We start from the raw sequence: 14,359 nt of genomic DNA, 5'->3' as shown, positions 1-14,359 counted from the left end.
AAAAGATGACAAAATCAACGTCACGGAGGTGGAATCAGTGGCAGCAGACGAGCGAGAAGGTCAAGAATGGCAACAGGAAAAGCAAAGAGTAACAGATGTAGTGGAAGAAATTGATAAGAAAATCACAACCTTACAATCGAGAGTGAAAGGTTTAAAAGAAGATGTCATTGATATCAGACGTGATTTTTGGGAAGACGTAACAGTTAATATAGAAGAAATGGACGATAAAATTGAAACAGAAGCGAGTATTAAGCAGCAAGCTGAATTTCTGTCGGAACGTGAAAGAAGCCATGGACAGGTAAGTGAACGTTTAGATATCCTGCACCGATTAAAGGATAAACCTTATTTTGGACGGATTGATTTTCAAGAAGATGGGCAAACCGACGAACAGTCCATTTATATAGGTTTGGCTTCAGTGATGGATGAAGCGGAAGAGAATTTTCTAGTATATGACTGGAGAGCACCTATTTCGAGCATGTACTATGATTATCCACCAGGTCCGGCAAGTTATGACACCGTTCAAGGAAATATTTCCGGGGAAATAACGTTAAAACGACAATATATGATTCGTAATGGCGAACTACAGGGAATGTTCGACACGGGGCTGACAATAGGTGATCATTTATTGCAATCTGTACTAGGAAATCAGGCAAGCACGAAAATGAAAAGTATTGTCTCAACCATTCAAAAAGAACAGAACCAAATTATCCGGAATGAAAAAGCAAGAGTGCTAATTGTGCAAGGTGTTGCGGGTAGTGGTAAAACGTCAGCAGCATTACAGCGTGTAGCCTATTTATTATATCGTTATCGCGAAACATTAACGTCGGAACAAATTGTGCTATTTTCACCAAATCCATTATTCAACAGTTATGTAGCAACCGTTCTGCCGGAGCTTGGTGAAGATAATATGCAACAGATGACTTTCTATCAATATTTACACCGTCAATTAGATGATAGCTTTCAATTGGAAACGCCCTTCGAACAAATGGAGTATTATCTACAAAAAAGAGCAGAAAATTACGAGGCAAGAGTTGAAGCTATGCATTACAAAGCAAGCCTAGATTATAAAGAGTTAATTGATCGCTTTTTAGACCGATTGTCTAATCAAGGACTTGTTTTTCGCAATATTACATTTAGAGGGCAAATCGTTATTCCAAAACAAATGGTTGAAAAATACTTTTATCAAACAGAAAGTTCTTTAGCAATACCAGACCGTTTAGAAAAAGTAGCCAATTGGATTTTGTACCAATTAAAAAAACTGGAGAAGATTGAACGAGAGAAAGATTGGGTATTAGAGGAAAGTGAACTATTGGAAAAGGCTGATTATGTCGATGTTCATCAAACATTACAAGAAGAAAATCGATTTTCAGAAGATACATTTGATGATTATGACCGTGAAGAGGAAATGTTACGCAAACGAGTAGTTGCTTGGCGATTACGTCCACTACGAAAAAAAGTAAAGCAACTTGCATTTGTTGATCCGCTTAAATCGTTTCGTCAATTGTTTACGAGCAAAGGGCGAATTGCAGATACAGAAGTTACACTGCCAAATCAATGGCAGGAAATATGTAGAATTACGGAAGACTATTTAAAGCACAGATATTTAACATGGGAAGATGCACCTGCTTATATTTATTTTGAAAAAAGCTTGTTAGGGTTTGATGCACAGCGTGCGATTCAACACTTGTTTATCGATGAAGCTCAGGACTATACACCGTTTCAGTTTGCATTGATGAAGAAGATGTTCCCGGTTAGTCGCATGACTTTGTTAGGTGATATAAATCAAGCGATTTATGCACATGCATTAAGAGAAGAGACTTTATTATCCGAGAAATGGCAGGAAAAACATGAAAGAATCGTATTGACGAGAAGCTATCGTTCGACAGCACCGATTGTTGAATTCACTAAATCATTTATGCCAAATGGTGATCTAATTGAACCGTTTGAACGTGATGGAGAGACTCCGGTTGTGATGGAATTGGAGCAACGTGATGTTTTAATTGAAAAAGTGCTCGATCAAATAAATGAATATGAACAAGAAGGCCATGAAACCATTGCATTAATCGGAAAAACGATGCAAGAATGTGTGGACATATATGAGCGATTAAAAAATCGTATCGACATTCATTTAATGACACAGGAAGCACATATTTTTGAAAAAGGTATTGTCGTCATTCCTGCCTACTTGGCTAAAGGAATTGAATTCGATGCGGTTATCATTGCCGATGCATCTAATAACAATTTTAATGATGAATTAGAACGAAACTTATTTTATACAGCATGTACGCGAGCGATGCACCAACTAGCTTTATTTACAATCGGCAAGCCCACTCATTTTATCGAAAATATCCCTAAACAGAAATATCGCCATTATAAAGTCCATCAAATTTGGGACAAAGGGACAGGGTGAACGAGAGAAATTCACCCTGTTCTTCTTATGAGCACAATATTTTTCATTTTTTGTAGATTGTGGCAAGATAGTATAGACAATGAACAAAGGAGGAATTTGAGATGGTAAATAGTTTGCAAGCAACTACTACACTACATAATGGTGTAAAGATGCCATGGTTTGGTCTAGGTGTTTTCTTAGTGGAAGAAGGAGAAGAAGTTTATAATTCTGTTAAGTGGGCACTTGAACACGGCTATAAAAGTATTGATACAGCAGCCGTTTATGGTAATGAAGAAGGTGTAGGAAAAGCAATCAAAGATTCTGGTATTCCTCGTGAAGAATTATTTATTACTTCTAAGCTTTGGAATGGAGATCAAGGCTACGAAGAAACTCTTCAAGCTTTCGAAACAAGCTTAAATAAACTGGGTCTTGAATATTTAGATTTATATTTAATTCATTGGCCAGTTCCAGAATTAAATAAATATAAAGAGTCCTGGAAGGCGATGGAGAAATTATATAATGATGGAAAAATCCGAGCGATCGGTGTAAGTAACTTTAAGGAGCACCATTTAGAAGATTTGATGAGTGAAGCACAAGTAGCACCAATGGTAAACCAAGTTGAATATCATCCACATTTACAACAACGTAGTTTACATGAATTCTGTAAACAACATAATATTCAGCTTGAAGCGTGGTCTCCACTGAAACAAGGGAAAATATTAGATGATCCAACATTAACAGATATTGCAAAACGTCATGGTAAATCAACAGCTCAAGTTATTTTGCGTTGGGATCTACAACAAGATGTTGTGACTATTCCAAAATCAGTAAAACAACATCGTATTCAAGATAATGCAGATGTATTTGATTTTGAATTAACAGAAGAGGAAATGAAATTAATTCAAGATATGAATAAAGATGAGCGTGTCGGTCCAGATCCAGACGAATTTAATAAACGATAATTTTTAAAATGAGAACCCGTTTCTAAGTGAAGCGGGTTCTTGTTTAATGGGGACGAGAAAAATTGCTCTTCTATTTTTTTTAATGCAATGGTTGATCAACGTTTTTTGATTATAAAGAAGCAGCGTTTCGCAATAAACAAGTCCCATTTCGCAATAAACAGCTGCATAATAAAAAGAACTATCTCTTTATAAGAGGTAGAGGACTATCACATGCTAACTTCTTACGCAAAAAACTCTTATTCTAATTGTTAGATTTGCTCTTGCTTTAAGCGGACGCTTTGCGCTTTTTCTTATCGGACACTTGCAATTTTAGTCGGACATGATGTATCGTAAATAACAGATTGATAAACATCTAGGAGGATGCAAGATGGCATTTGTAATAACAGAACCATGTGAAACAGAAAAATCTGGCGAATGTACAACAGTGTGTCCGGTAGACTGTATTGTTGAAGGACCAGATCAATTTTATATAGATCCAGATATTTGTATCGATTGTGGAGCGTGTAAAGCAGTATGCCCAGTAGATGCAATTGAAGAGGAGTATGATCTTACTCCAGATCAAGAATTATATTTAGAAAAAGCAGAAGCCTTTTTTGCAAATGATTAAAGACAGCGACCATTTTGGAAGTGGTCGCTGTCTTTTTTTAACGGATAAGCAACAGATCTTAAAAAAGTCCAGTTAAACATTTTCACTTTTACTTACTCGAAGCAGGTTGGTGCATCAAAGTAGTATGTTTTACTTTGGATAAAATCAAGAGGCCGATAATAGCTCCTGTTACGCTACTAACAAGGAATCCTGGTAAAAATGCTAGAGCGCCAACTGAACTTCCCATCAATATTTTGGCAAATGGAACAGATAATAAAGCACCTATCACACCAGTGCCGATTATTTCTCCTAATCCTGCCATGACTTTTTTTCTCGTCCATCGAAATAAATAACCAGCAAATAATGCTCCAATCATACCACCTGGAAATGCAAGCAATGTTCCTATTCCTAATAAATTTCGCAAAAGTCCGATAGTAAAAGCTATGATAACAGCTGGAACAGGACCAAGAGTTACAGCTGCCATCACATTAACGGCATGTTGCACAGGATATGCTTTGGCAATTCCGGTTGGGAACCATAAAAATTGGGAACCTAATGTACCGATCGCAATAAAAACAGCCATAGTGGTTAATAATAACGTACGATTCATGCAAACCCTCCTATAAAAATAGAAAGTGCATCACTAAGTAAAAAAACCAGATTCCTAATCAGAACCTGGCTATACCATGCAAATAGTTTAGCTACTTCCCTACGCTGGTATAAACCAGATCAGGTTCTTAGAGTTAAAAAGCTGTAAATGCTTTTTTCTCAGCTTGTACAAAACAAGCACCCCTAGTAGTGATAACACTTATGTAATTACCAAGATTGTAGCAAAAAAAGGCTAATTGTCAAGATGTCATTACTTTGAAATCGAGATAGTAAAAGGTTTATAATGATTCTAACAATAATGAAGGAGGCATCTTATGGAACTCAAAGGAATCCACCATGTGTCAGCTATTACAGCTAGTGCTAAAAACAATTATCATTTTTATACAAATATTTTAGGAATGCGCTTAGTTAAAAAAACAGTAAATCAGGATGATCCAAGTATGTATCATTTATTTTACGCAGATGAAATCGGACGACCTGGAACAGATTTAACCTTTTTTGAAATAACGAATGCGGGTCATACGTATCCAGGTAATAATAGTATATCTTATACTTCATTACGGGTTGCTAGTGATAAGGCGTTACATTATTGGGAAGAGCGCTTGGACGAATATGATATTGTCCACGACGGAATAGGAGAAAAATTCGGGCGTAAAATATTACCTTTTCAAGACCATGAAGGACAGCGTCTAGTTCTCGTATCTGACGAAAATAACAAAGGGGTAGCAGCAGGTAAGGTATGGGATAAAAGTTCAGTACCAAAGGAGTATGGTATTACGGGATTGGGACCTGTTCGATTTACTGTCCCAGATTTAGCACCAACGAAAAGAATTTTAACAGAGGTGCTCGGATTTCGTCATACTGGAGCTTACCCTAACCCTGAAGGACAGGCAGAAATCCAAGTATTTGAAACAGGCGAAGGTGGTACAGGTGCAGAAGTGCATATCGAAGTTCGTCCGGAATTACAAAAGGAGCGTCCTGGAAGGGGCAGTGTACATCATGTCGCATTTCGTGTAGCCGATTATCAAGAACTTGAAAAATGGCATAACAGAATTACTAAGGAACGATTGCCCAACTCAGGGCTTGTCGATCGCTATTATTTTCAATCGTTATATTTTCGTGAACCTAATGGTATACTGATTGAATTGGCAACAGATGGGCCAGGATTTGATACAGATGAAAAAGTTGAACACCTAGGGGAAAGCATTGCCTTGCCACTATTTCTGGAAGATAAGCGAAACGAAATCGAGGCCAATCTTCTTCCTTTAGAAACAAAAATAGATTAGTGACTCTAAGCTCATTCATCAGTATTAGTCGATGGTGAGCTTATTTCTCATGTGCTATACTAGTTATCGGCTAGTTTAAAGGGGGACGTAACATGACATTTTCACCAAAAGCAATTTGTTTAGATATGGATGGCACATTGCTGAATAACTACAATCAATTAACGGAAAACACACTCGACATTATTCAAAAGATAAGAAAAACAGGAATACGAGTGTTTATCGTGACAGGTCGTTCTTATAATGAAGTGTTTGACTCTGCACCATCTGACTTAGAATTGGACGGCTTTGTTACAGCAAATGGTATGATTACATATGTTGATGGAGAAAAACTGTTAGAACATAGCTTATCCATAGAACTTGTGGATAAAGTTATAGAATCTGCAAGAACTAACCGTATTTATTATGAGGTACATCCCAATGACGGGGAGCGGCTTTCCTTAAAAGCGGATCAAGGATATATGGAGTTCATGATCAGCGGAGACAAGCCTGATGAAGTAGGAATCAATGAATGGCTGGAAAGAGAAGCCGCAATCGAGCAGGATATTCGTTGGCATGACCATTTACCAGAACAGAAGTATGCAAAGATGTACTGCTTTACGAAAGACCATGAAAAAATGAAAGCATGGATTAAAGAGCTGAAGAAGATGAAAAGTGAAACGAATTTTACCACTTCATCCTCTTCCCGGCATAACGTAGAAGTGATGGTAGAAGGGGTAAACAAAGCAACCGGAATTGAAGCGTTGTTGAAACATTACCAACTCAGTCCAGGAGATGCCATGGCTATCGGAGATAGTAATAACGATATCCCAATGATGAAATATGTAGGTTATCCGGTGGCCATGTTCAATGCGACTGATCAAATTAAATCGTTAGTAAAGGAAACCACAGAGTTTACAAACGATAAAGAAGGTGTCTATCACTTTTTAAAAGACTACTTCCAACACAAGCTATAGTCAGCTTGTGTTTTTCATCGCAAAAATGTCTGCTTCCGAGTAAATCTGGCTGAGTGCGGACATTTGTTCCGCTATTTGGGACAAAAATGCCATTTTTAGGGTGGTCGCGGACATCCATTCCGCTATCCATCGAAAATAGTGCTAATGGGGGTCGAAATGAACCAAATAAGGGATTCAATGTCCGCTAACATAGAAAAACAGATGATTTTCATTCAAATAGCGCACTAAATGTCCGCTCAATAAATGCTGCATAAGACTAGATATTCCTTATTTTTTGTTTGTATTTGTTTTGTTCTGTGATAGAATGGTAAACAAACACAAGTAAAAGAAAACAATAATTGAATACGGTTACAAAAAGGAGGATATGAATGGCACGTTATATGTTTATAATGGAGTGTAAGGAAGGTTCACAAGAGGAATATAAGAAAAGACATCAAGCTGTACACCCAGAATTATTGGAAGCATTGAAAGAAGTAGGCATTAGCAATTATAGTATATTTATGGACGGTACGAAGCTGTATGCTTACATGGAAGTGGATGATTACCACCGTGCAATGAAAGAGTTGGAAACCAACCCAGCCAATCGGAAATGGCAAGCATTTATGAGTGATATATTGGCAATGGATGAAAAAGGGGATCCCAAAATGTATTTAATTGATCAAGAAGTCTTCCACCTTGACTAATCAGTTGAATTTCAAGCAAAATTTCCCTATAGTCAATAATAGACATGTTTGAAGAACGAGAAGGTAGGAGAATTAGATGTTAGTTGCAGAAAGACATCAGCGAATCGTAGAAGTCGTCAATCAGAAGAAAAGTATTAGAGTTTCTGAACTCGCCAATCTTTTTTCCGTGACAGATGAAACGATTCGTCGAGACTTAGAAAAATTAGAAAAAGAAAAGAAATTAGCCCGGAGTCACGGAGGAGCAGTCAGCATAGCAGCTTCTCAGGATGGACCGGAAATACCTTTTCAAGAACGAGAAGTAATGTACGTAGAAGAGAAAAAAGAAATTGCTCAGGAAGCGGTAAAACATATTGTTGAAACCGATAAAATCCTACTTGATGCAAGTACGACAGCTTGGTATGTTGCGAAAAACTTACCAAATATACCGGTTACTGTTCTAACTAATTCTGTTAATGTTGTGTTGGAATTAAGTAAAAAAAGTAAGGTTACGGTAATTTCAACTGGAGGCACGTTGCTTGCCAGGTCCCTTTCGTATGTTGGCCCTTTAGCAGAACGTTCACTTGATTTATATCATGTTAATAAAGCATTTTTATCCTGTAAAGGAATTCACTTCGAAAGAGGAATTAGCGAATCAAATGAACAACAAGCGCGAGTCAAGCAAAAGATGATTGAAATAGCAGACACTACATATATTTTGGCTGATCATCATAAATTTCATTTTCAGGCGTTTGCACACGTTTCTCCTTTAACAAAGGTAGAGCGGATAATTACCGATAGTAACTCATCAGATCAGAATATAGATAGTCTACAAGAAATTGGCTTAGAAGTTATAAAAGCACTTCGTTAATGGTATGATTAACGAAGTGCTTTTATATTTGCAGAATGACAAATATATACAACATAAATATTATAGAAAATAGGACATTTATCCTGTCCCTGAGTACCGTTTCATAGTATAATGATTAAACAAAGCCTAGTGATTTTTTGATGGAGTGGGTAGTATGTGGAGTTATTTGAAGAAGTGGAATACGCTGCGCAATCAGTTATTGGTAGTTTATTTGGTTGTGATGTTTATTGTGCTATTTATCGTAAGTACGATTACGTATGTATTAGTGGAAGGTTTATTGCAAAGTAATGCAGAAGAGCAAATAAGACAAACAGCCATGGAATCATCTGGTAGATATGACTCATTGTTTGAACAATTAAATATGGTAACCAAACAGGTGTTAACCAATGAAGAGCTGCAGGGAATTTTATTACAGGAGTCTGAAGGCGATATCACTTCTTTTAATGACAGGCAATCTTTAATGAGTACAATCAATTTAATTCAAGCAAACGCAGATGGTATTTACTCGATTGAAATATATAATAACGATTTTCAACGTATTATCCCGATTGATTCAACTTTATTACTAGACCGTATTGATCCTCAAGGGATTATTCGGGCCAATGAAGCGGGTGGCAAATTAATATGGATGGGGGAAGATCCATTAGATTATAATTATTTCTTAGTAGGTAGAAAAATTAATTTAATGGATGACGATTTTGACAATGGTGGCTATATCATAGCAAGAGTGAACCGAAATTATTTTCAACTAAATGCTAATCAGCAAGAAGGTGGATCAAATGACTATTCGATTTTAGTTGATAACCAAAATAGTCCTATTGTGACGAATTATGATGGAACCGCTTTAGATGAAATTATGGAGACAGAAGACGAAACGATCATAATTGATGATCAAGAATATATGTTAGTGAAGGATACATCAGATGTAACAGGATGGACGATGCATATATTGACACCTGTTAATCAATTGACGGCAGGGATTTCCACGGTACAAGCAGGAATTCTGATAGCTGGATTCATTGGGTTATTAATTTTCTTCATTTTCTCATTCTTTTTATCAACTTTTATTACCCGACCGATTACAAGGCTGACAAAGACAATGAGACAAGCAGGTGAGGGAGTATTAGCTCAAAACCCTGTGATAAACTCTACCAATGAAATTAATGAGTTAAATCAAACATATAACCAGCTGGCAGAGGAAACTAACTATTTAGTTCAAATGGTGTATGAAAAGGAAATCATTAAAAACAGAACCGAATTAAAAGCATTACAAGCCCAAATTCATCCACACTTTCTGTTTAATACATTGGATGCATTGTATTGGTCGTTGGATGAAAAGGAAGAAGAGGAGCTGGCGAATGTTGTACTCGCGATGTCAGAGTTATTCCGCTATACGATTACGAAGGAAAACGAGGATGAATGGGTAACGGTTAAAGAAGAATTGGATCATATTGAACGTTATATGAAGATTATGCGTATGCGATTTGGCGAACGATTGAACTGGGGAAAAGATGTAGATTTTAATTGGTTAGATGTCAAAATTCCGAAGTTAATGATACAGCCATTAGTTGAAAATGCAATATTACATGGTGCTGGAAACGTAGTGGGGAAAAGTCAAATTACTGTCCGTATAGAAAAAGTACCAGATAAACAACGAATCCGAATTGCCGTAAGTGATAATGGACCAGGTATGAGTAAAGAAAAAATAGCGCAAGTAAAGAAACAAATGGATGGCGGCATTAGACAACAAAAACAACAAAGTATGGCACTGCAAAATGTACAGCAGCGCTTGCGTATGTTTTATGAAGCCGGTGAGAGTCGGGATATTATCATTCTAAGTGAAGAAGGTAAAGGAACGATGGTAAGCTTTGAAATTCCAGTATAGGGAGGTTATTAATATGGAAAACAAGGTGATTCTTGTTGTTGATGACGAACCGAGGAGTCGCCAAGGGATCAAAAAAACAATTGAAAGAGGGTCTCAACAATATGAAGTGATCACGGCGGCAAATGCAGAAGAAGCGATAGAACGGATTGATCATGAAAAGGTTCACGTTCTCATTACTGATATTAGGATGCCTGAAGTTTCGGGATTAGAATTATTAAAAAAGCTGAAGGAAAAAGCAAAAGATCCTGTCGTCATTGTTATTTCTGCTTATTCGGAATTTGAATATGCACATGAAGCACTGGAGTTAGGTGTTGTGAATTATTTGCTTAAGCCAATTGCTAAAGAAAAACTAATGGAAGCAATCGAAAAAGCAATTGAAATCGAAAAACAAAGAGAAAAAACAGGTATGTTCAACAAAATAGTCGATGATAAATTATTAGAGATGCAACAGTTAAGTAAGTATAATCGGGCCGTGAAAGAAGCAATGGATTACATTGATCAGCATTATGACGAGGAATTGACACTGAAAGAAGTAGCAAAACAAGTCCATTTAAATGCAAGCTATCTGAGTGCTTTATTCAAGGAAGAATTGCAGGTGACATTTAGTGAATATGTTACGAGGAAACGAATGCAGGAGGCTAAAAAACTGCTACTCTCGACAGATTTGACGATAACAGAAATAGCTGAGAAGAGTGGTTACCAAACATCAAAGTATTTTATCAAGTTATTTAAGCAATTTGAGAACATGACGCCGAATACATTCAGAAAGCAAAATGAAAACGATTCCTAAAATAAGTGGTATTTTACCTAATCACTGTTACCTTACGGACGAAGCCCTACGGTGCTACACTATAACTGTACTAAAAATTATATATAGGGGGTTTCACAAATGAAAAATGCGTGGCATAAAGTATTATTTTCTTTTGCTTTAGTTTTAATGTTTGCGCTTGCAGCATGCGGTGGAAATGAAGAAGAATCTGAAGAGAATGCATCTTCGGGTGAAAATGAAAGCGATTCAGCTAAGACGATTGAGTTTATGCACTTATGGCCTGAAGGAAGTTCAAAACAACACCATGAAATTGTTAATAGTATTATCGACGAATTCGAATCAGATCATCCAGACGTTACAGTAGATGTTGAGATTCTAGGTAACGAACAATATAAGGAAAAATTAAAAGTATTATCTACTTCTAATGAGTTACCTGACGTAGGTATGACATGGGCAGCAGGGTTCTTGGATCCATATGTAAGCGGTAATATGTTTGCGCCGCTTGACGATATTTTAGAAGGACCACTTAAAGATAAATTTGTTGCTGGTACAGCAGAAGCGTATGCAATTGACGATGTAACATATGGTTTACCTTTAGAGTTAAACATTACACCACTCTACTATAACAAAAGAATCTTTGATGAAAACGGTGTAGAAGTACCGGAAACATTTGAAGAATTAAAAGAAGTGATCCAAACATTAGCTGATAATGGTGTAACACCAGTTGCATTAGGTAACAAAGACCGCTGGACAGGTTCTATGTGGTACATGTATTTAGCAGACCGTATTGGTGGGCCAGAAGTATTAAACAATGCCATTAACAGAACAGGAAGTTTTGAAGATCCGGCTCTAATTAAAGCTGCGGAGGAAATTCAAGAGCTTGTTGATATGGGAGCATTTATCAATGGCTTTAATGGCTTAGGTAATGATGAAGCGAAAGGTTACTTCATTAACGAACAAGCAGCAATGTATTTAATGGCTACATGGGATCTGCCAGAATGGACAACTAACGAAGACAACCCACAAGAATTTAGAGATTCTGTTGAATATACAAAATTCCCTACTGTTGAAGGTGGAGAAGGAGATATTAACAGCTATGTAGGTGGTCCTGGTGTTGGTTTATTTGTAGCAGAGAACTCAGATGTTAAAGAAGAAGCAAAAGAATTTGTGACGTTCTTTGTAGAGAAATGGGGAGAACGCTCAGTTACTGACGCTGGTGTTATTCCGGCAACAGTAGTAGATACAGAAGGTTTAGATTTACCACAAATGTATATTGATATCCTAAATGACTTAAATGAAGCGTCAAACTTAACATTATATGCAGATGTTCAAATGAGTGCTGGTGTAGCTGATGTACACTTAGACAGTATTCAGGCGCTATTCGGTAAAGCAATCACACCAGAAGAATTTGCAAAACAGCAAGAAGACGCGTTAGCCGCTGAAGAATAAACAACAAAACGAAAAAAGGGCATATTTAAAGTTGAAATATGTCCTTTTTCTAACTTTCAAAAATACGAACTAATAGCGAGAAGAATACATGGATTGATTTCATGTTTTTATCTTAGACATAAAGGAGCAATAACCATGAACAAAGTGATGTCCAACAAAGCAGTCATTGCTTTATATGTATTGCCAGCGTTCATATTGATCGTTGCATTAATTTATGGTCCGATTCTGATAACCGGTTATTATGGATTGATGGACTGGGATGGTATCGGTGCAATGACATTTGTCGGTTTGGAGAATTACACGCAATTAATTCAAGATGGACAATTTTGGCAAAGTGCTAAACACTCATTTTTATTAGCTTTTTTCTCAACATTAAGTTTAGTGCCATATTTAGCTATTTCATTAATATTAGCAGGGAAAATTAAAGGGTCTGATTTGTTAAGAAAAATTTATTTAATTCCCATGCTTTTATCTTCCGTTGCGATTGCGCAACTATGGGTGAAGATTTATGACCCGAATAATGGGATGCTAAACAGCTTTTTAACGTTGGTGGGGGTTGAAAATCCACCTGCATGGCTAGCAGACACCAATTTAGTTTTGTATGCAATTTTTGTAGCGATACTTTGGCAGTATGCAGGTTTTTATATCATTATTTACTATGCTGCTTTGAAAGGAATCCCGGAATCCTTAGTGGAGGCAGCTAAAATTGATGGGGCTAATCCTATCCAAATTGCTTATAAAATTAAGGTGCCACTTATTTCAGGTGTCATTAAAGTTACGGTTGTACTAGCAATTGTTGGCTCATTGAAATACTTTGACCTTATTTATGTAATGACTGGCGGAGGTCCAAACGGTGCCAGTGAAGTTATCGCATCTTATATGTACAAAAAAGCGTTTGATACTTTCGATTTTGGTTATGGTAGTGCTATTGCCTTTTTCCTACTATTAATCACGCTTATAGTTACATGGATAACACGTAAATTAACAGCATCTGAAGATGAAATTCAATATTAACGGAGGGAAGGAACAGAGATGGCTCAGACTCAAAACACAGCAGGCAAAACTAATATACTAACCAAAGTTGGTATGGCCGTACTTTATGTCGGTTTAGCTATTGTCGCTGTTTTTCAAATATATCCACTCGTTTGGTTATTTCAGTTTTCATTGAAAAGTAATGCAGAAGTATTTGGCATGTCACCGTTCGCCTTACCACAGGAGCCTAAGTGGGAAAACTATGTCAGAGTGTGGACAGACGGTAATATCAATTTATACTTCTTTAACAGTGTATGGATTACAGTTGTATCAGTCCTACTAACTATTTTATTAGCAAGCTTTGTAACCTTTGCGATCACAAGAATGAATTGGAAATTGAACAAGCTGGTACTAGGTCTCTTTATGGTAGGGTTAATGGTTCCGATCCATTCAGCGATTATACCGTTGTTCGCCTTTTTCTTAGATTTGAACTTAATTGATCACCCGTTATCGATTATTTTATCTTATACGGCATTTAACTTACCGTTAACAATTATGATTTTACTAGGCTTCTATTACACATTACCACGTGAAATTGAAGAAGCAGCGGTAGTGGACGGTTGTTCGATTCACCGTATCTTTTTCCAGATTACGTTACCGATGACAACACCAGTTCTAGCAACCACCGCTATTATTAATATGATTTACAACTGGAACGAATTTATTTTTGTTAACACGTTCATTAGTTCTGATAAGTTTAAAACATTGACAGTTGGTATCCAAAACTTCATCGGTCAATACTTGACAGACTGGGGTGCGATTGGTGCAACGTTAATGATTAGTATCATCCCAATATTGATTGCTTTCTTAATCTTGAGTAATCGTATTGTTGAAGGTATTGCTGCTGGATCTGTTAAAGGGTAAGAAGCAAAAAGTATAACTTTTTGTGCAATTATTTAATAAAGATGG

At 36.8% G+C, this 14,359-nt stretch carries 13 protein-coding genes and 1 riboswitch; of the genes, 12 read left to right on the top strand and 1 reads right to left on the bottom strand.

Annotated elements, in window-relative coordinates:
• Positions 1–37 precede the first annotated feature (37 nt).
• The 3 genes from helD to GH715_RS00255 all read left to right on the top strand — a co-directional run bounded on the left by helD (position 38) and on the right by GH715_RS00255 (position 3,958).
• Positions 38–2,410: an RNA polymerase recycling motor HelD gene (gene helD / locus GH715_RS00265; RefSeq protein WP_163578362.1), complete on the top strand. Its 2,373-nt coding sequence runs from the start codon at positions 38–40 to the stop codon at positions 2,408–2,410.
• A 101-nt stretch (positions 2,411–2,511) separates the two neighbouring features.
• The gene (locus tag GH715_RS00260) at positions 2,512–3,351 is read left to right on the top strand and encodes an aldo/keto reductase (protein ID WP_153833828.1); all 840 of its coding nucleotides are present in this window, start codon (positions 2,512–2,514) and stop codon (positions 3,349–3,351) included.
• A gap of 367 nt (positions 3,352–3,718) precedes the next feature.
• Positions 3,719–3,958 (top strand): indolepyruvate ferredoxin oxidoreductase subunit alpha, encoded by a 240-nt coding sequence (locus GH715_RS00255; RefSeq protein ID WP_153833829.1) that lies wholly within the window; start codon positions 3,719–3,721, stop codon positions 3,956–3,958.
• A gap of 88 nt (positions 3,959–4,046) precedes the next feature.
• Here GH715_RS00255 and thiW read toward each other — a convergent pair whose 3' ends face one another.
• Entirely contained in the window at positions 4,047–4,547 is a 501-nt protein-coding gene (gene thiW, locus GH715_RS00250) for an energy coupling factor transporter S component ThiW (protein WP_153833830.1), read from the bottom strand.
• Between the two features lie 79 nt (positions 4,548–4,626).
• Positions 4,627–4,741: riboswitch (TPP riboswitch) on the bottom strand.
• 119 nt (positions 4,742–4,860) lie between these two features.
• Here thiW and GH715_RS00245 point away from each other — a divergent pair.
• The 9 genes from GH715_RS00245 to GH715_RS00205 all read left to right on the top strand — a co-directional run bounded on the left by GH715_RS00245 (position 4,861) and on the right by GH715_RS00205 (position 14,314).
• On the top strand, positions 4,861–5,832 hold the full coding sequence (locus GH715_RS00245) for a ring-cleaving dioxygenase (RefSeq protein ID WP_153833831.1): 972 nt from the start codon (positions 4,861–4,863) through the stop codon (positions 5,830–5,832).
• A gap of 92 nt (positions 5,833–5,924) precedes the next feature.
• Positions 5,925–6,785: a Cof-type HAD-IIB family hydrolase gene (locus GH715_RS00240; protein WP_153833832.1), complete on the top strand. Its 861-nt coding sequence runs from the start codon at positions 5,925–5,927 to the stop codon at positions 6,783–6,785.
• 368 nt (positions 6,786–7,153) lie between these two features.
• Positions 7,154–7,468 (top strand): L-rhamnose mutarotase, encoded by a 315-nt coding sequence (locus GH715_RS00235; protein WP_153833833.1) that lies wholly within the window; start codon positions 7,154–7,156, stop codon positions 7,466–7,468.
• Positions 7,469–7,544: 76 nt separating this feature from the next.
• On the top strand, positions 7,545–8,315 hold the full coding sequence (locus GH715_RS00230) for a DeoR/GlpR family DNA-binding transcription regulator (RefSeq protein WP_153833834.1): 771 nt from the start codon (positions 7,545–7,547) through the stop codon (positions 8,313–8,315).
• Between the two features lie 154 nt (positions 8,316–8,469).
• A complete protein-coding gene (locus GH715_RS00225; RefSeq protein WP_153833835.1) occupies positions 8,470–10,200 on the top strand; it encodes a sensor histidine kinase in 1,731 nt (576 codons plus the stop codon).
• Between the two features lie 13 nt (positions 10,201–10,213).
• Positions 10,214–10,990, top strand: coding sequence for a response regulator transcription factor (locus tag GH715_RS00220; protein ID WP_153833836.1), 777 nt, complete (start codon positions 10,214–10,216; stop codon positions 10,988–10,990).
• Between the two features lie 99 nt (positions 10,991–11,089).
• Complete coding sequence (locus GH715_RS00215; protein WP_153833837.1) at positions 11,090–12,418, top strand: extracellular solute-binding protein; 1,329 nt, start codon at positions 11,090–11,092, stop codon at positions 12,416–12,418.
• A 135-nt stretch (positions 12,419–12,553) separates the two neighbouring features.
• Positions 12,554–13,432 carry a carbohydrate ABC transporter permease gene (locus GH715_RS00210; protein WP_153833838.1) on the top strand — a complete coding sequence of 293 codons (879 nt, stop codon included), beginning with the start codon at positions 12,554–12,556 and terminating at the stop codon, positions 13,430–13,432.
• A 72-nt stretch (positions 13,433–13,504) separates the two neighbouring features.
• Complete coding sequence (locus tag GH715_RS00205) at positions 13,505–14,314, top strand: carbohydrate ABC transporter permease (RefSeq protein WP_390308067.1); 810 nt, start codon at positions 13,505–13,507, stop codon at positions 14,312–14,314.
• The last annotated feature ends 45 nt before the right edge of the window (positions 14,315–14,359 follow it).

Origin of the sequence: Gracilibacillus thailandensis (assembly GCF_010994055.1) — a bacterium.
Taxonomy (GTDB): domain Bacteria; phylum Bacillota; class Bacilli; order Bacillales; family Amphibacillaceae; genus Gracilibacillus; species Gracilibacillus lacisalsi.
This window is presented reverse-complemented; position numbering and strand designations above follow the sequence as displayed.